Here is a 16,392-nt window from a genome sequence, read left to right as displayed (position 1 = left end):
GTTGTTAGTGGAGTAGGATAGGCGTCTCGCCTGTCACCGTTAGTTGTTAGGATTTTGTGGAGTGGGATAGGCGTCTCGCCTGTCACCGTTAGTTGTTAGGATTTTGTGGAGTGGGATAGGCGTCTCGCCTGTCACCGTTGGTGGTTAGGATTTTGTGGAGTGGGATAGGCGTCTCGCCTGTCACCGTTGGTGGTTAGGATTTTATGGGATAGGCATTTCTGCCTCCATTATATTTAGGACGGGCAAGGATGCCCATCCTACAAGAGGTTATTAACCACTTAACCGCTTCTAAAAGTTTGGACAAAGCTACCCACAAGTAGATAAATCTGTACAAACCCAACTCCACGGTATAAGTTCGCTCAACTAGAAGTGCCATTTGGCTTGGTTCCCTTGCCCCATGGCTTAGGTTCCTTGACCACTAATCCCCAGTTAGAGATACTGAAATTAATTCAGTACGAGACTTAAAAATGTATTCAGTTTTTAACAATTAGTTTGTGCTAAGTGTTTCAAGGTTCTCACGCCAAGTAAGCTTTTGCATCCCGCACTAATCAAGCGTCTGAAGATAGTACCTCAATATCCCTAAAAAGTCAAGCTTTGGGTAAAGGTGTATCGGTTTCAATTTACAGTTTATAACCCTAAAAACATTCGGGTATTTGAATCAACAACTCCAGTTACAGGTAAGCCATTTTTGGCTTGAAAGTTTCTGACTGCTCTTTCTGTTGCACGATTGTAATTACCCGTCACTCGCACACCCAGATATCTCTGAATTTCTCTAACAGCACTACCTCGAGAACCTCTTGAAAGGACATCTCGACCACCCGTGCTGTAATCGCTGTTGTAACTGTAATAGTCGTTATTGCGATCGCGATTACGATAGAGATAGTCATCATCATAGTAGCGATCGGGGCTAGAGTAGAGGTAATCAGTATCGTAGCGATCGCGGTTACGATAGAGGGAGTCATCATAGTAGCGATCGGGGCTAGAGTACAGGTAAGTAGTATCGTAGCGATCGCGATTACGGTAGAGGTAGTCATCATCGTAGTTAGGCGTGTAACCCGTGTTTGCATATTGATTTAATGCTCTTCTGGTTTCCGGTCCAACTCTTCCATCTACTGGGTATATGCTGTTGTTTTGCTGGAAGTTTCGGACTGCTCTTGCAGTTGCAGTACCGTAGTATCCGGTAGGTGTTATTCCCAAAATTCTTTGAACTCTTCTAACAGCAGATCCTTGAGAACCCAAACTCAAGACACGACCACCAACACCAAGACCGGGAGTATGTCCACTACCAGGTCTCCGGTTAATCCATCTTGTAGAAGCATAATAGCCAGTAGACAAGCGAGCGAATCCTCTTGTATATCCTCTAACATTTGGAAGTCGAGAGCCATTGCGGTAGCAAGCTACTCTAGAGTAATAAGTCGATGGACCTGTACGAATATTGAGACAACTACCATTTGTGCTGACATAATATCTACCAGGACCGGAGTAAGCGGCTGACACGACTTGAGATTGGGCTAAAATTGCAAACAAGGCTGTAGCCGTAGCATACGTAAGCCAAGTCGATTTAAAAAGTTTTTTCCAATCTAACGTTAATTTAAACTCTGGCAAACTAAATTCATCTTCTACAGTTGCTTCCGCGTAAGCACTGTCCATCAGAGAATAAATAAGATATTCCACCAGGCACTCCTTGATTAACTAAAACCTAATAAATGCAGAAGTTTACTTAGTTTTTCTTTCAATTTTGTTCTCTAAGTGTATTTTACAGTACATATATGTTACATTTTTTGATGGTAAATAAAATATCACTAATAATTAAGATTTATAACAATTGACCTAAAAATTATAGTTGAAAGTGCGATACTAATGGATACTTTACCTTCAGTATATTTAGCAAGAGCAGAACCATTCAAGATTAAAAACAATTTGACAACCCAATTGTTTTGAAGGATGGATGTTCTTGACCTATGGGAGAGACGTTTGGAGCGATCTAAATCTTTGATAACTTAGGCACCGGGGTCATTAATTGAGTAAATTCACCTTCTTTAAACGTCCGATCCCAGTTAGCAGGTAGACGATGGGGATTGGGATTATCTTTTGTTGGCACGTACATAAAAATATAGTCACAATGTACGCCATCTAGCTTTGTCTCCGGAGTAACGCCCCAGTCTCCGATGTATGTACCTGTCAGAGTTGCACCTCTCAAATCTGTTTTGTCTAGTTGTGTTCCTGTAAGATTTGCTCTGGAAAGATCGGCATCTTGCAAATTCGATTCATTTAGCTTGGCTGCAATGAAGCTAGCATCTTTCAAATTTGCGCCCTGCAAATTCATACTTTGTAAATCCCAGCCATCAAGAGTTTTGCCTTGTAAATCTTTTGTAACTAGCAGTTGTCGTAAATTCTTATCTTCAAGATAAGAATCCCTAACATCAGCCCGATTCAGCATTTTTGCCTGAAACCAGCAAGTACGTGTCAGGATAGATTTGTTGAAATTGGTGTTTTTTAGTCTTGCCTGTGTAAAGTTGGCATCTGTCAAATTGCTACCTTGAAAATTCGTTCCACGCCTTGTGACAAAATCCAGAGCAACATTGCGAACCCAGATTTGTCTTTCATCTTCAAAGAGTGCGCGACAACCAATGTCAGCAGACAGGAATATTGTCAAGACTGCGACTGCTCCTGCTAACGATCCTACGACCGGACCTCCTATCCTAACGGCTGCTACCACTCCTACCCCAGCGACAGCCCCTGCTACAGACACTGTCACTGCGACTGCCAATAATCCAGCAACAGCCCCTGCCATCGCTGCTGCCCCTGCTATAATAACAACACCCGTCGCTGCGGCGAGCGCTGCGATCGCTCCTGTGACGACGACTGCCACAAATGTTGCCAATTCCATAATTCCTGTCTGAGTTCCAGCCCTCGCCCATGTCACTGCTACTATCCCAGCCCATGTGACTCCTGCTACAGCTGTCCATGTCACTGCTACTGCCAAAAAACCAAAAGCGGCTGCTACTCCTTGGCGCATAGTGATGAGAAAAAAGACAAACAACACTGTTAAACTAACGGCAGCTACATAAGTATTTTCACGGTTCCCATTAGCGAGAATACATCCTATGAGAGAACCACCAGTAGCTGATAGCAATCCCGATATAGCTGATAGTAGTAATGCAATAATGACTGTGGCAATTACCCAACGACGTTGCAGTCCCGCTTTAACATGACTGAAGTTTGCTCCTTTAAGGAAGGCACCCGTAAAGTCAGCACCTCGGATATCTGAATAGGAGAAATCTGCGCCTGTTAAGTCTTGCCCTTTGAAGGATTTACCTCTGAGTTTGGCACGCTGGTAGTTATGAGCCACGTTTAATTACAATTAAGATGGAAAACTGTTATTACAGGTCGTAGCATATCAGTTTATGTCAGATGAGGATAGGTGTCAAATGGTTAGTTGTTAGTTGTTAGTCTCTTGAATCCCTACTCCCTACTCCCCACTCCCTACTCCCTTTTATTAAAATTTTTTCACCAAAGCTTCACGGCTAATTTACTTTGCTTGCGGAAACTGGATGAGGTTGGCAAACGACTTGTAGAAATATGGCGAATAAATATCAAGCGAACAGCAAATCTACAGGAATAGTAGCAAAGTATCCACCTCCACAAGGATGGCGCAGAACTTTCCATAGCGTCCGCGCCCGTCTGTTAGTTTGGTACTTTCTGCTAACAGCTTGTACGGCAATCTTTTCTATCCAAACAACTCGCCAGATATATTGTGATGATTTAAAAGCAAGATCTGACGCTTCTTTGGCTAAAGAAGTAGCGCGATTTAAGTTACTGGAAAAGCAGTATAGTGCAAAGCGATCGGAAAATCCAGTAGAGACTGCTGCATTGTTTGATAAATTTTTGGCTAGTTATGCTCCTACACGTAATGAGTATATTATTACTCTCATCAACGACGAAATTTACAAATACAGCCCGATTTTACCTTCTGAGCTTTTAGAGCAGTATCCAGCCCTGATACAGCGCTGGACTCAACTTAAGGAACCAAAAAACGGTTACATACAAACTTCTACACAAAGGATTCGTTATGTAGCATACCCAGTCAGTGTAGGCGAAGAAAGAGCCATGTTTATTGCAATTCATGATGCTTCAGCTGCCTTTCAAGCGGGAACGAATGCCATTTCCTTGGTCATGCAAGTCACACTGATTGTTCTGCTCATCTTTTTCTTACTAGCATGGGTTACGGCTGGTAGGGTACTTTATCCTCTACGTTTGCTAACGAAAACGGCTCAGTCTATTACTGAGTCAGATATGACACAGCGTATTCCTGTGAAGGGAGCGGATGAAATAGCGGAGTTGACGAAAACTTTTAATGAAATGCTGGATCGGCTACAGTTTGCCTTTGATAGCCAGCAAAAGTTTCTCAACGATGTTAGTCATGAACTGCGGACTCCCATTACGGTGATTCAGGGTCATCTGGAAATGTTACCGTTTTGCCCAGAAAAACAAGAGGTGACTATTGCCTTGGTGATGGATGAGTTAGACCGCATGAGTCGCCTGGTTAATGACTTACTACTGCTAGCAAAAACAGAACGTCCAGATTTTCTCAGGTTAAAGCCAGAAGAACTAGATTGGCTGACAGAGGAAATATATCTCAAAGCGCGATCGCTTGCCAATCGGGATTGGCGGTTGGAATCTAAAGGGTTGAGTCCGATCGTGGTTGACCGTCAGAGGTTAACTCAAGCGGTGATGAATTTAATTCAGAATGCAGTTCGCCACACGAGCAATAATGATAGCATTACACTTGGTTCCTCTGTAAAAGGGGATCGTGTTTATATTTGGGTAAGCGATACAGGAGTTGGAATTGCCCCAGAAGACCAAAAACGCATTTTTGAGCGTTTTGTAAGGGCGACGAAAGAAGACCAGTGTGAAGGGCATGGGTTGGGATTGGCGATTGTGCAAGCGATCGCTCAAGCTCATGGTGGATGGGTCGAACTTGTTAGTCGTCTGGGTCATGGGTCTACCTTCACTCTTGTGATTCCCCTTGCGTCTGACGAAGAGCACCGAATTTATGAATCGGATTCTTATCGCCGAAGACAATCTTCGCATCACAGCCTTTCTGGAAACTGGGTTAAAAGCACACGGGTTCATAACCACAGTCGTCATCAAGGCTAGCGATGCATTGAGTCTGGCGGATAGTAATAATTTTGACTTGTTGATTCTCGATCTGGGTTTGCCAGATAAAGATGGCTTGGATGTACTGCAAGAGTTGCGGGGAAGAGGAGAAACCTTCCCCATTATCGTCCTGACTGCCCGTGATGGTGTGGATGATACGGTCGCAGGACTAGAGGGAGGTGCTGATGATTACATTACCAAACCATTTCGGTTTGAAGAACTGCTAGCACGTATCCGAGTTCAATTACGCAACAGTCATGTACCTAGAGCGAAGGAAGAAACTATTTTGAGAGTTGGTAATATTGCTCTAAATTTGATCGCACGAGAAGTTTGGGTGGGAGATAGGTTGGTAGAACTTTCCACTCGTGAATTTATTTTGGCAGAAGTGTTTTTACGTCACCCGATGCAGGTTATGAGTCGAGAACAGTTACTTAACCGCATTTGGGGTTATGACTACGATCCAGGGTCAAATATTGTTGATGTTTATGTGGGTCACTTGCGGAAGAAATTGGGAAGCGAGCGGATTGAGACTATCAGGGGAATGGGTTATCGGTTGCGAACTTAAGAGTGACCAGTGACCAGTGACCAGTGACCAGTGACCAGTGACCAGTGACCAGTGAAGGGAGTAAATGTCTCCAAATAGAAATTCAATGACGTACTGTGCTAATCATTTCTAGAAGCAGATCGAGCGAGCTTTTTCGCCATAAACACGCTATTCGGGTCGTCAATGTATTCAGCGAAGGGACCTCGATACTCGAACCCATACCGTATGTACAAGGCCCGTGCCGGGGCGAACTCTGGCATTGCCCCTGTTTCCAAATACAGGCAATCGTAAGCACGCAGGTCGGCTTTTTTAATGATGTGTTCAAGAATCTTTGAGGCGACACCCCTATTGCGGTGTGCCTTGGCGGTACGCATTGATTTGACTTCACCACTTCTTGAGTCTAGTTCTTTCAGTGCCCCGCATCCGAGTAATTCCGCTCCCTCCCAAGCCGACCAGAAGGTAATATCGGGCGATCGCAATGCCTCTAAATCAAGAGCATGAACGCTTTCTGGCGGTGTAATCTCATTCATATTTTCGAGATGTTCACGGAGAAAGTCAGCGATCTTTTTACCTGTCAGATCATCTTCGCGAATTTGCAAACAACTCATCTCCTTAATTTACTCACATAATCTAAACGCTTAATCGATAAAACAGAGAAAATGACAAAGGCGATCGCGTACTTCTTAGCGGAACGAGCGATCGCCTTCAAAAAAACACAATCTCCTTTTATCATGCCACAGCTTCAAGCCCTTGCGCTAAACGAACAAATTCTGCGAGAGCGAGAATTAAACCAATACATCTTCGCCCAAGCCAACGCGATCGCTCAACATTTTTTGATAAGCAAGGACTCCTAGGGAGTGCCAATGAACTTATGAGCACCAAGAGTAAAATAATCCAAACTTCGTTATTATTGCATTAAGCCGCCGTAAAAGAGACCCACTAGCAATGTTTGCCCTTATCTCACCCGAAAAAATCCAATTACCACCGGGGTCGGTAGTGCGCTTACTTGCCACCTGGCAAGAATATCAGAGTTTGTGTGACCAGAGGGGGGATGGATCGCTTCCACGCCTCAAGTATCGCAATGGAGAAGTCTTGCTGATGTCGCCCTTACCAGTGCATGGACGCGATGCCAATTTAATCGCCGATATTGTGAAAGCACTATTGGATCGCGATGGGCGGGAGTATGATGCGTTTACACCTGTGACCATGGCTTTGCCCCAAGAGAGTGGGATTGAGCCAGATTATTGTTTCTACATCGACAACTGGCAAGCGATCTCTGGGAAAAAACGTATCGACTGGCGACAAGATCCCCCTCCAGATTTAGTCATCGAAATTGATGTCACCAGTTATTCCGATGTGGGCGATTATCTACCCTATCGAGTTCCTGAAGTTTGGCTCCTCAAAAATCAACAGCCATTGATTTACCAGTTGCAAGAAACCGATTACCAACTCCAAACTCAGAGCCGCTATTTTCCAGACTTTGATTTGCTAAGCGCAATCGCCCGATGCGTTCAAGTTGCCTACGATCGCAACACCAGCGCCGCCATCCGCGATCTTAAACAACGCTTAAGCAACCCAATATTTCCTTAATGACCAAAGTGCGATTGCGATCGCATTAAGACCAATTCTCAACTTCTTTGTAATCATTAATTGCACTAGTTAGGTTATCTTTTGGGAATGCGGTACTTCGGAGCACTCGCCCCAGCTTGCTACTTAGAATAAAAAAATGTCTGCTCGCTAGATCTTTCTAGAGACTGACTTGACTTGCGTTAATATTTGATAGTTTATTATTAGACTTCTGGTGGAAAAGATGTAAGGGCGCAACGCCTTGCGCCCCTACCAAGACTTTCGGGTAATACATAATTAATTTCTGGAGATGTCTATTGGCAGCAGTGCAGGATGTACTTATCTTAGAGACAGAGAAGCTAGACAAGTTGCTAATTAATTAATCACATATCGAGTCGAACATCCATATATAGGTGTGCGGCTGATTGAGCTAACACTGGAAATTTAACAGGAAATCAACCAAAGTAATCTTGATTTTCAAGTCAATCAGGAGCGAGGAGTCTTAATTTTAGCTGTAGCTCCCAACTCCCTTGGGAAAAACTTGTTCAAAATTGACAAACATTTACCAATTAATTAACTTTATAGGCTCTCCGAGTCAGCAGGTCACGAGGCGGTTTTATTGCAAAAAATACAACTTTTGGTGATGAAAACACCACATCGGGACTCAGGTTGGTCAATTTTGGATAACTACAATGGTTTAACCCAAATTATCACAGTCAAACTAGAGAAATTACCAGATGCTATCTCTTTAAAAAGTAGAAAATTGTTAACTACTTAAGGCGCTATGCCAAGCCCAAAATTACTGAAGTAAGACTGTTTTCAAAAATCAAAAGATAGTTTATCAGGCTTAAGGAGAAAGAATATGTCAAATGAGTTGAATTCATACCTACCTGTACCAACTAAGCAAAAATTTGCAGCTACTTTTCACGTAGTAAGGCCGATTAGCTTCTGGATACAGTTAGCACTAGGCGCTGTTTCTAGCTTGGCTTTGTTCTTGGCAATATTTAGCCGTAGTTCCACTGTTCAAACAACGACGAATTCGGTCATGGGGTTTGGAGTCTTTTTTGGTATTATTGGAATTTTAGTGCTGTGTTTCAGGCTCTATTGGGTGAACCGCTACAGGCGTTTAGATAAACTTTTACAGTCCCCTAACCGCGAACTACATCCAAGCAAAGAGGACGTAATTCAAGTATTACGCATTGGATTAATCGTCAGTTTGATAGGGCTATTGTTAGCTTTTTTAGCATCTGAAGTAACCGTTATTGCTGTAGTATCGAAAGCTTTAGCTCTACCTCAAGGAGTGGCAGTCTACAGACCTGAAAATGTCATTCGTTCCCTAGATCTTTTTGTAGTTTTGGCAAACATCAATCTAATTGGGGCTCACCTTGTAGGAGGCGCTACTTCACTTGGGCTGCTTAACTGGTTAGATCAATAGTCAATAACGTGAGTTCGACAGAACTAAAAAATAGCAGGAGGTAGAGCAGGTAAGTCTTTGTGATAAATATTTATTTACCTGCACCTACTGACAACAATGGCTCTATCTTGGTCTCAACAATTAAATAACTATTTCGGATCGAAGGAATCCAAGAAAGCAAGTTTAGAAGAAAAGACCAACGCTGTGGGTATAGCTGAAATAGAGCTACATTAATCTCAAAAAATGGATGGAATCGGACGTGCGGCGTGACTGGATTGAGCGATTGCAACCATTGCTGTGATCGCATATACGTGACCTCGAATGACCCACCCGTGCTGACTGTCCACGGTACAGAGGATCGCACGGTTCCTTTGCAAATTCCTAAACTATTTAAATTAAGCATTCAGAGGCAAAACACCAAGAGCCTTCCTGGTTTTATCAGTTCATCTTAATGAACTTTTCTTTAGTCTTCATTACTAAGTATAATTTCTTACAAAAAACCTAATATCTGCTCGCGGCATCCTTCTAAAGACTGACTTAATTTACGTTGATATTTGATAGTTTATTATTGGCAGCAGTACGGGATGTACTTAGGTTAGATCGATAGTCAATAACGTGAGTTCGACGGAACTAAAAAATCGCAGGAGATAGAGCAGGTAAGCCTTTGGGATAAATCTTTATTTACCTGCGCCGAACTGAGTAAAGAGTAGACAGACCAGCACCGAGTTCCACAATCAGTGAATTCGGATGGTTGACAATGTGCTGCAACACGACTTGGTTGAACTGTTTAGATATATATTCCAAAAAAATGACCACTTACACTAATCAAAAACTCAAACTTCCTTTATCTTTAAATGAAGTAGAACTGCCAAAAGATTTACCACCTATTGTTCTACTGACTTTTACTCGCCCCGATCTACTAGAACAAGTTCTATCAGCCCTAGCCAAACAAACATTAAAGCCCAAAAAAATTCTGGCTTTCATTGATGGAGCGCGGAATGAAAAAGACAAAAAATTGATAAAAAAATCTATTAATTTACTGCAAGGATTTTCCAATACTATTCCCGTTGATATTATATCTCGATCGCATAATTTAGGCTGTGATGTCAATGCAGTTACTGCCCTCACTCAAGTTTTTAATCATTTTTCTGCTGCGATATACTTAGAAGATGACGTTGTTCCCAATCCTTATTTTTATGACAGAATGTGTCGTCTGTTAGTAGCTTATCGTGATTTTCCTCAAGTGTTTTCAGTTACAGCCTATGCAAATTTTCCTCAAGGCTTGAATCAAGTCATTCAAGAAGATTTTATGGTATCACAACGAGTATTTGCTTTAGGTTTGGGAACCTGGGCAGATCGTTGGCATGATTTGAATCTTGCTAAGTATAAACAGGGGTATAACCCTTTTGGGAACTATTATAAAATACCTGCAACAATCCAAACAAAATATACAATTGTTAATCAATTTTTTCTAGAAAACAATCATAAAAAAGATTGGGTAATAACTCTGACTTTGGCATGTTTGTACAAAAAATATGTACACATTACACCGATGGTGTCTTTTGTACATAACATTGGTTGCGGGCATCCGGAAGCAAAAACATACAACAAAGGTGGAGAACCACACTGGATCAACTTACACAGCGATCGAACGGCGAATCTTAACAAGTTACCGCCTAGCCTGAAAGTAGTTGACAAATTAGCAGATTCACTTGAGGGAGTGGCATTAGCTAAACACTTACAAAAATGCTATGGCATATGGTTAAGTCCATCAGCCACATGGTATCTGATACGCAAATATCCTGGATGGCAAAGCAAAATAGCTTTTTTGAGACTATTTTTTGCTAGAATTATGAAGTATCTCAGATACTTGCGTGCTACCAAAAAAGCATAACTACGGATTGGGTTTTAGTAGATCCACAATTCTTTTGTTTCCTTACCCAGTCCGGTATTAATTCCTCTCTCCTTTGAACCTAGACGAAAAAAAATCTTTAAGTTATAGGAGTTACTTTTTCACTCGATAGTGCAGCAACATGAAACCGTTACTGTAGATCTTGCTGTCGGTAAGTTCCAGTGAAGTCTGCTCGATCGCACCAGAAAAAAGTGGAATGCCTGAGCCGAGAAGTATCGGATGTACCTTCAGGATTATCTCGTCGATTTCACCTGAAAGCATTGTAGCTAAATCGCCACCACCGCAGAGCCAAATGTCCTTACCAGGTTGCTGCTTCAATTCCCTAACCAATCCCACAGCGTTATCTGAGACAAACTCAACATTTCTATCTGGACTTTCTTTCAGGGTGCGAGAGAAAACATACTGCTTCATCTGCGGGTAAGGGTTGGTAAAACCATCCTTTAACCCCACTTCGTAAGTTCTGCGTCCCATCAAAACAACATCAAACCATTTATTCTCAGCACTAATGCCTAGTTTGTTGCGAAAGTGAGCCGGAATAGTTTCAGGAAAAGTTTCAAGCAAATAGGCGACTTGCTCGCCTTCCATAAGGAAAAAATCATATGAATCGTCCTTGCGGGCAATGAATCTATCGACGGTACAAGCCACGTAATATTTGAGTTCTCGCATACTAACTTCTCCTGAATGAGTGCGGGATAGACTTTGATTTGCATAGCTTTGGGTAATGAGATTCTTGTTTCCTTCGCTCACGCTTAAACTGGATGGACTTTGAGTGCTAAAGCCAATTGCAGCAGTACTACTAAGAGCATAGCTAATAGCAGTAACGGTAATGGGATTGAAAATAATCATTTACCTCTGATAAGCTGACAAGAGAATCTTTGAGCTAACTGACGTTGAGAACCTTTTTTGGTTTCCTTTTGCGATCGCATTAATCTTGTCCTAAATGCTTGCTCGTTGATAAACTGCTGGCAGCACAGTCATCCGATGGAGACAAATGTGATGTTAGACGAGCCTGTGGCAACCGGTACAGATGAAGAAAATCATCAAGTGACTGCCATTATCTCGCACCTGATTCGTCCGGGGCGCGAGCAGGGGTATGAGGAATGGCTGCACGGCATTATTCCTGCTGCCAAGCAGTTTGATGGACACATGGGGGTAGTATTATTCGACCTCGCGATCTCACTCATCCAGAATACGTTGCCATTCTGCGGTTCGATAGCTACACTAATCTCAAAAAATGGATGCAGTCGGACGTGCGGCGTGACTGGATTGAGCGATTGCAGCCATTGATTGAGAAACCAGAGGACGTGCAAACCTTGACTGGATTGGAAACTTGGTTCAGACTATCCGAAAAGCTACTCAAGGCTCCACCGCCTCGCTACAAAATGGCACTGATTACCTGGCTGGGAGTATTTGTGACCTTGGGGATCGTCAGCCGATTGTTGGCTCCGCTTTTGTCTCGTCTGCCCTTATTGCTCAATCAACTCATTACCACCGGACTGGTTGTAGCACTGCTCACCTATCTGGTGATGCCTCGTTTAACAAAACTATTTCAAAGGTGGATGTATCCTACAGTCTGAGACTGTTCATTGCGATCGCTCAACATTTTTTGATAAGCAAGTGACTTCTCGTTATACTTTTGTTGCTATAATAAACTCATAACGACTATGATTTAGAAAAAAGAGTAACAAAAGCAGCATCCTAATACCTTGACATTTCGTTGGTAGGAATTGAATATGGCTAGACTAGAAGGGAAATACGTCTTAATCACAGGAGCGTCACAGGGATTAGGACGGCAACTGGCGATCGCTTATGCCCAGCAAGGAGCCTCTGGGATAGCGATTGTGGCTCGAAGAGAAGAAGCCCTCAACGAGGTACGAGATCGCGTCTTAGAAGTTGTTCCTAAAACAAATAAAACAACTGTTGTGGTTGTCACTGCAGATCTAACTCAACCTGGAGAAGTTGAGCGTGTAACAAATGAAGTACGCAAGCGCATTTTAGCTGAAGCAGCACTTCAAACAAAAGTCTTGACTATTACTGCCGATTTAGCTCGACCTGAAGACATTGAGCGCGTGATTGCTACAACTTTAAATGAATTCAATGGAAAACTCGACGTACTAGTCAATAATGCTTCAACAATTGGTCCAGCCCCAATGCCATTTCTATTGGATTATCCTTTAGAAGACTTTCACAGCGTCATCAACACCAATTTGATTGCACCATTTCTCTTAATTAAAAAAGCCTTGCCAGCAATGATCGAAAGCGGTGGCTCGATTATTAACGTAACGAGTGATGCTGGGGTGAGAGGATATCCGGGCTGGGGAGCCTATGGAATCTCGAAGTTTGGTATAGAAGGGATGTCTGAAACTTGGGCTGCTGAATTAGAAGGTAGTGGTGTGCAAGTAAATTGGGTCGATCCGGGGGACATGAATACTGCAATGCATCGTGCTGCGGAGCCAGATGAAGATCCAACTCAGTGGGCCGATCCAGCAGAAGTTACGGATGTGTTCATCTACCTGGCTTCAGATGAATCTCAAAACGTTAACGGACAGAGATTTCAAGCTCAAGAAGAAAACTGGGGACAGAATAATTCATAATTCGCAATTAGAAAGTCACAACTTATGGCAACTCCCTTTACCTTTACTCTTCCTATTGAACTCTTAGCCCAAGAGCCACCAGAACGGCGAGGACTTGGACGCGATCGCGTGCGGCTGATGGCAATCGACCGTATTAACAATAAGGTGGAACACACGCGATTCGATCGTCTCAGTGAATTTCTTCGTCCTGGCGATTTGCTAGTTTTTAATTCTAGTCGCACGCTTCCGGCTTGCCTTAATGGTTGTGAAATGCCAAGAGGCGACTGTATGGAAGTTCGTTTAGCACAGCATCTCCCAGATGACTCCTGGTTAGCTTTGCTGTTTTGCCAAAGAGGCGATCCTTTTTCCTGTGGACTTCGCAGTGGGATGAAAATTGACTTTGAGCAAGGGTTAACAGGTACAGTTTATGAGCGCGATGTCAATATTCCCAGGCTTTGGAAACTTCGTTTCTCCAAATCGGGTACAGAGTTGATGGATTTACTTTATCGTTTGGGGCGACCAGTTCGCTATGAGTATGTTTCTGCCCCTTGGGAGCTAGATTATTACCAGACAGTCTATGCTAAAGAACCAGGGAGCGCGGAGATGCCATCAGCAGGTCGCGCTTTTACCTGGAAGTTGCTCTTAGATCTGAAGCGTCAGGGTGTAAACACAGCTTATATTGTACTTCACACGGGGCTTTCTTCTTATATGGACGATGCTCTTGACGCTCAACACCCAGCCTCAGAAGAAGAATACCTGATTAGCGAGTCAGCAGCCCAAAAGATTAACCAAACACACTTCAATGGTGGACGAGTCATTGCTGTGGGAACTACAGTCGTGCGGGCGTTAGAATCAGTAGCAGACGAAACGGGAAAAGTTAAAGCAAAACACGGCTACACGCGACTGCATATTACAGCCAATCACAGGCTGAAAACCGTGAATGGTTTACTAACTGGAATGCACGAACCAGAGGCTAGCCATCTCGACTTGTTGACTGCTTTCTTAAGCGCCGATAAAATTCGAGATTCATATGAAGAAGCCGTGCAAAAACAATATCTTTGGCATGAATTTGGTGATTTAAATCTTATCGTTTAATTGGCCAAAAAAAACGTTTAGTTTTGGGGGAAAGGAGTGCGATCATACACAGATAACCCAGTGCGATGGTAGACTGCCTTCAAGCGATCGCTCGGAGTCGTTTCAATGCGACGATCTATTTTGTAAAGAGCACCCAAAGACTTTGATAGATTGATTCGAGATGAAAAATCAAAAGCCGTCTATTGTTTTTGACCAAGAACGCGCTTCTTCCTATGATAAGCAGTTCGCTAAATTGGCTCCCATACGCGATGCACTTCACTTGTTTATCCGCATTGTGCTTTCTGAACTTCCTGACGATGCACGGATTCTCTGCGTCGGCGTGGGAACTGGCGCAGAATTGATTGACCTCGCCCAAACATTTCCGCGATGGCAGTTTATCGCAGTAGAGCCGGCGGCACCGATGCTGGACATCTGTCGCCAGAAAGCTGAAGCTTGTGGGATCGCATCACGTTGCACTTTCCACGAAGGTTATCTCAACTCCCTCCCCACATCGGACTCTTTCGGTGCAGCAACCTGCCTTTTGGTTTCTCATTTTTTTATGCAGCAGTCCGAACGGCGCGACTTCTTTCGCGAAATCGCCGCACGTCTTCTTCCTAATGGATATCTGGTGAGTTCTGATTTAGCTTCCAACATATCTACCGAGTCTTACCAAAGCCTTTTAGAAGTTTGGCTGCGGATGCTTAGATATTCAGCAAACGCCTGCTGTGGAAATTGAAAAATTTGTCACCTCGTATGGGCGAGAGATCGCCATACTACCGCCGCAGGAAGTTGAATCCATTATCGCATCAAGTGGCTTTGACACGCCTGTGTTGTTCTTCCAGACTCTCCTTATTCATGCGTGGTATGCCAAGCGAACGCCCTGAATTAAACCTGACTTTTCACGGCAAGTCCTCAAACCGCGAAACAACGTGACTTTTTCCACAAGCTAATTCTCAATAGCGCTAAGTTAATGAAAATGGCTAACGTAAAAATCAGGGTTTCAGAAAAGCTCAAAATAATGTTTTCCAGATGCCGTGAAAAGTCAGGTTCAAAGTCTGTTGGGCGATCGCACTGGCTTTGTTGTAGATTTTAGTTTTCTACTTTAGTTCTGTGGGAAATTTGGGTACGTAGTTTGTTGAGGAGGAGCGATCTCGCTTATCTACGCTCAGAAGCGGTATTTATGTGCTAAAGGACAAGTGTTTATCGAATTTCTTCAAAAATTAATAGCACAATTAAAGCGCGATCGGATTGTGGAGTGAGTTTTTGCACAAATGAAGTATGTAAGCGATCGCACTGGAACGACTTTGCAAAAGATGATGGATGAGGAAGGGTTGACCGCACAGAGCATTATTGCCGAGGCAGTAGCTTTGCGGCAGGCGTACAAGGAAGGACGGTTGGTTTTGGTGGAAAGCCCTGAGTCATCTGGTGGGGAAGAAGTTTGGGTTGAGGACTTGAACAAGGACATTGAGGCGTCTGAGGAAAACACGGAGGGTGAATAGACCTTCGAGTATGGATGACTTATTTTGGAGTGTTCTCTACACCTAACCTGCATGGCAAGAAGCAATGTTCCGCCAAGGAGTATTAGACCTGGCAGAGGGTGGGTTAGCTGTAAGGACTACCTCACCTTTTTCATTTAGCACCCACCCATCCGCTTCAACAATAGATTCTGGCATGGCAATTGTTGATTTTTTCACACTAGTTGCAGTAAAGGGCAGTTGACGAGGAGAGTCAAGAACAATCCAATCTGTAATGATTGCTTCACCCACTAATGGCTCCATAGGACTCAATAATATTCCGCCACGTCCTGTGGATATAAATGAACTCCTATTTTGTTTGCCGCTCCCCAGTTAATTCAACTCTCTTCGCATTCACAGCGATCGTACCACCTTTAAAATTCCCTTGACTTTCTGCCCTTAAACTCGCTCCATCTGCCACACGTAAAGTTCCATTCGGGACATTAACACTAATATCGCCTGCCTGCCTGCCAGCATTTTCCTCAGTCGTTGTCATCAAAGCTTGTTACTCTTAAGATATTATTGTTGATGAAGTTAAGGATGAGACTCCTCTTGATATCCTTCTAGAACGAAGACGTGTCAAAACTGACAAGCAGGATTTGCCTGTAGAAACCATTCACACACGAGTTCTACGC

General features: G+C 43.3%; 20 protein-coding genes. 12 read left to right on the top strand and 8 right to left on the bottom strand.

Features of this window, described 5'->3' with window-relative positions:
- Positions 1 to 193: 193 nt before the first annotated feature.
- The 3 genes from WA1_RS56085 to WA1_RS42240 all read right to left on the bottom strand — a co-directional run bounded on the left by WA1_RS56085 (position 194) and on the right by WA1_RS42240 (position 3,352).
- Positions 194 to 376, bottom strand: coding sequence for a hypothetical protein (locus tag WA1_RS56085; protein ID WP_148662880.1), 183 nt, complete (start codon positions 374 to 376; stop codon positions 194 to 196).
- 251 nt (positions 377 to 627) lie between these two features.
- Entirely contained in the window at positions 628 to 1,674 is a 1,047-nt protein-coding gene (locus tag WA1_RS60865; protein ID WP_272819345.1) for a peptidoglycan-binding protein, read from the bottom strand.
- Between the two features lie 310 nt (positions 1,675 to 1,984).
- Positions 1,985 to 3,352: a pentapeptide repeat-containing protein gene (locus tag WA1_RS42240; protein WP_017748503.1), complete on the bottom strand. Its 1,368-nt coding sequence runs from the start codon at positions 3,350 to 3,352 to the stop codon at positions 1,985 to 1,987.
- 230 nt (positions 3,353 to 3,582) lie between these two features.
- On the opposite strand from WA1_RS42240, the gene WA1_RS42235 reads away from it, so the two are divergent.
- Together WA1_RS42235 and WA1_RS42230 are read left to right on the top strand one after the other, a co-directional pair.
- Positions 3,583 to 5,160, top strand: coding sequence for a sensor histidine kinase (locus WA1_RS42235; RefSeq protein WP_017748504.1), 1,578 nt, complete (start codon positions 3,583 to 3,585; stop codon positions 5,158 to 5,160).
- Positions 5,057 to 5,725 (top strand): response regulator transcription factor, encoded by a 669-nt coding sequence (locus WA1_RS42230; RefSeq protein WP_026135216.1) that lies wholly within the window; start codon positions 5,057 to 5,059, stop codon positions 5,723 to 5,725. The genes WA1_RS42235 and WA1_RS42230 overlap by 104 nt, the downstream gene beginning before the upstream one ends.
- A 98-nt stretch (positions 5,726 to 5,823) precedes the next feature.
- Here the strand turns inward: WA1_RS42230 and WA1_RS42225 are convergent, their stop codons facing one another.
- Positions 5,824 to 6,312, bottom strand: a complete 489-nt coding sequence (locus tag WA1_RS42225) for a GNAT family N-acetyltransferase (protein ID WP_081403045.1) — start codon at positions 6,310 to 6,312, stop codon at positions 5,824 to 5,826.
- A 51-nt stretch (positions 6,313 to 6,363) separates the two neighbouring features.
- Here WA1_RS42225 and WA1_RS42220 point away from each other — a divergent pair, with 51 nt between their 5' ends.
- From WA1_RS42220 to WA1_RS42210, 3 genes are all read left to right on the top strand, one after another.
- The gene (locus WA1_RS42220) at positions 6,364 to 6,558 is read left to right on the top strand and encodes a hypothetical protein (protein WP_017748507.1); all 195 of its coding nucleotides are present in this window, start codon (positions 6,364 to 6,366) and stop codon (positions 6,556 to 6,558) included.
- Between the two features lie 91 nt (positions 6,559 to 6,649).
- Positions 6,650 to 7,294: a Uma2 family endonuclease gene (locus tag WA1_RS42215; RefSeq protein ID WP_017748508.1), complete on the top strand. Its 645-nt coding sequence runs from the start codon at positions 6,650 to 6,652 to the stop codon at positions 7,292 to 7,294.
- Positions 7,295 to 8,132: 838 nt separating this feature from the next.
- A complete protein-coding gene (locus WA1_RS42210; protein WP_017748510.1) occupies positions 8,133 to 8,705 on the top strand; it encodes a DUF3611 family protein in 573 nt (190 codons plus the stop codon).
- Between the two features lie 70 nt (positions 8,706 to 8,775).
- Here WA1_RS42210 and WA1_RS56080 read toward each other — a convergent pair whose 3' ends face one another.
- Entirely contained in the window at positions 8,776 to 8,991 is a 216-nt protein-coding gene (locus tag WA1_RS56080; protein ID WP_158516768.1) for a hypothetical protein, read from the bottom strand.
- 501 nt (positions 8,992 to 9,492) lie between these two features.
- Between WA1_RS56080 and WA1_RS42205 the strand changes: the two genes are divergently transcribed.
- Positions 9,493 to 10,578 (top strand): glycosyltransferase family protein, encoded by a 1,086-nt coding sequence (locus WA1_RS42205; RefSeq protein ID WP_017748511.1) that lies wholly within the window; start codon positions 9,493 to 9,495, stop codon positions 10,576 to 10,578.
- A gap of 111 nt (positions 10,579 to 10,689) precedes the next feature.
- On the opposite strand, the gene WA1_RS42200 is transcribed toward WA1_RS42205, so the two are convergent.
- Entirely contained in the window at positions 10,690 to 11,442 is a 753-nt protein-coding gene (locus WA1_RS42200; protein WP_017748512.1) for a dihydrofolate reductase family protein, read from the bottom strand.
- 57 nt (positions 11,443 to 11,499) lie between these two features.
- On the opposite strand from WA1_RS42200, the gene WA1_RS60860 reads away from it, so the two are divergent.
- The 6 genes from WA1_RS60860 (at position 11,500) to WA1_RS42175 (ending at position 15,742) form a co-directional block, all read left to right on the top strand.
- Complete coding sequence (locus WA1_RS60860; RefSeq protein WP_272819344.1) at positions 11,500 to 11,883, top strand: putative antibiotic biosynthesis monooxygenase; 384 nt, start codon at positions 11,500 to 11,502, stop codon at positions 11,881 to 11,883.
- Positions 11,847 to 12,173 carry a putative antibiotic biosynthesis monooxygenase gene (locus tag WA1_RS60855; protein ID WP_272819343.1) on the top strand — a complete coding sequence of 109 codons (327 nt, stop codon included), beginning with the start codon at positions 11,847 to 11,849 and terminating at the stop codon, positions 12,171 to 12,173. The genes WA1_RS60860 and WA1_RS60855 overlap by 37 nt, the downstream gene beginning before the upstream one ends.
- 156 nt (positions 12,174 to 12,329) lie before the next feature.
- Positions 12,330 to 13,190: an SDR family NAD(P)-dependent oxidoreductase gene (locus tag WA1_RS42190; protein WP_017748513.1), complete on the top strand. Its 861-nt coding sequence runs from the start codon at positions 12,330 to 12,332 to the stop codon at positions 13,188 to 13,190.
- A 24-nt stretch (positions 13,191 to 13,214) separates the two neighbouring features.
- Positions 13,215 to 14,264 carry an S-adenosylmethionine:tRNA ribosyltransferase-isomerase gene (locus WA1_RS42185; protein ID WP_017748514.1) on the top strand — a complete coding sequence of 350 codons (1,050 nt, stop codon included), beginning with the start codon at positions 13,215 to 13,217 and terminating at the stop codon, positions 14,262 to 14,264.
- Between the two features lie 160 nt (positions 14,265 to 14,424).
- Positions 14,425 to 14,979 carry a class I SAM-dependent methyltransferase gene (locus tag WA1_RS42180; RefSeq protein ID WP_017748515.1) on the top strand — a complete coding sequence of 185 codons (555 nt, stop codon included), beginning with the start codon at positions 14,425 to 14,427 and terminating at the stop codon, positions 14,977 to 14,979.
- Positions 14,980 to 15,514: 535 nt separating this feature from the next.
- Positions 15,515 to 15,742: a hypothetical protein gene (locus tag WA1_RS42175; protein WP_017748516.1), complete on the top strand. Its 228-nt coding sequence runs from the start codon at positions 15,515 to 15,517 to the stop codon at positions 15,740 to 15,742.
- Positions 15,743 to 15,784: 42 nt separating this feature from the next.
- Here WA1_RS42175 and WA1_RS42170 read toward each other — a convergent pair whose 3' ends face one another.
- Both WA1_RS42170 and WA1_RS42165 read right to left on the bottom strand, forming a co-directional pair.
- Positions 15,785 to 16,021, bottom strand: coding sequence for a hypothetical protein (locus WA1_RS42170; RefSeq protein ID WP_017748517.1), 237 nt, complete (start codon positions 16,019 to 16,021; stop codon positions 15,785 to 15,787).
- 46 nt (positions 16,022 to 16,067) lie between these two features.
- Entirely contained in the window at positions 16,068 to 16,253 is a 186-nt protein-coding gene (locus tag WA1_RS42165; RefSeq protein ID WP_017748518.1) for a hypothetical protein, read from the bottom strand.
- Positions 16,254 to 16,392: the final 139 nt, after the last annotated feature.

The sequence above is a fragment of the Scytonema hofmannii PCC 7110 genome (assembly GCF_000346485.2).
GTDB lineage: Bacteria > Cyanobacteriota > Cyanobacteriia > Cyanobacteriales > Nostocaceae > Scytonema > Scytonema hofmannii.
This window is presented reverse-complemented; position numbering and strand designations above follow the sequence as displayed.

Bases quoted from the DNA above. Each gene is read 5' to 3' on its own strand.
- WA1_RS42170 (WP_017748517.1), bottom strand. From the start codon at position 16,021: ATGGAGCCATTAGTGGGTGAAGCAATCATTACAGATTGGATTGTTCTT.
- WA1_RS42165 (WP_017748518.1), bottom strand. From the start codon at position 16,253: ATGACAACGACTGAGGAAAATGCTGGCAGGCAGGCAGGCGATATTAGT.
- WA1_RS42235 (WP_017748504.1), top strand. From the start codon at position 3,583: ATGGCGAATAAATATCAAGCGAACAGCAAATCTACAGGAATAGTAGCA.
- WA1_RS56085 (WP_148662880.1), bottom strand. From the start codon at position 376: ATGGCACTTCTAGTTGAGCGAACTTATACCGTGGAGTTGGGTTTGTAC.
- WA1_RS42185 (WP_017748514.1), top strand. From the start codon at position 13,215: ATGGCAACTCCCTTTACCTTTACTCTTCCTATTGAACTCTTAGCCCAA.
- WA1_RS42215 (WP_017748508.1), top strand. From the start codon at position 6,650: ATGTTTGCCCTTATCTCACCCGAAAAAATCCAATTACCACCGGGGTCG.
- WA1_RS42225 (WP_081403045.1), bottom strand. From the start codon at position 6,312: ATGAGTTGTTTGCAAATTCGCGAAGATGATCTGACAGGTAAAAAGATC.
- WA1_RS42175 (WP_017748516.1), top strand. From the start codon at position 15,515: ATGAAGTATGTAAGCGATCGCACTGGAACGACTTTGCAAAAGATGATG.
- WA1_RS42210 (WP_017748510.1), top strand. From the start codon at position 8,133: ATGTCAAATGAGTTGAATTCATACCTACCTGTACCAACTAAGCAAAAA.
- WA1_RS42220 (WP_017748507.1), top strand. From the start codon at position 6,364: ATGACAAAGGCGATCGCGTACTTCTTAGCGGAACGAGCGATCGCCTTC.
- WA1_RS42200 (WP_017748512.1), bottom strand. From the start codon at position 11,442: ATGATTATTTTCAATCCCATTACCGTTACTGCTATTAGCTATGCTCTT.
- WA1_RS42180 (WP_017748515.1), top strand. From the start codon at position 14,425: ATGAAAAATCAAAAGCCGTCTATTGTTTTTGACCAAGAACGCGCTTCT.
- WA1_RS56080 (WP_158516768.1), bottom strand. From the start codon at position 8,991: ATGCGATCACAGCAATGGTTGCAATCGCTCAATCCAGTCACGCCGCAC.
- WA1_RS42230 (WP_026135216.1), top strand. From the start codon at position 5,057: ATGAATCGGATTCTTATCGCCGAAGACAATCTTCGCATCACAGCCTTT.
- WA1_RS42205 (WP_017748511.1), top strand. From the start codon at position 9,493: ATGACCACTTACACTAATCAAAAACTCAAACTTCCTTTATCTTTAAAT.
- WA1_RS42190 (WP_017748513.1), top strand. From the start codon at position 12,330: ATGGCTAGACTAGAAGGGAAATACGTCTTAATCACAGGAGCGTCACAG.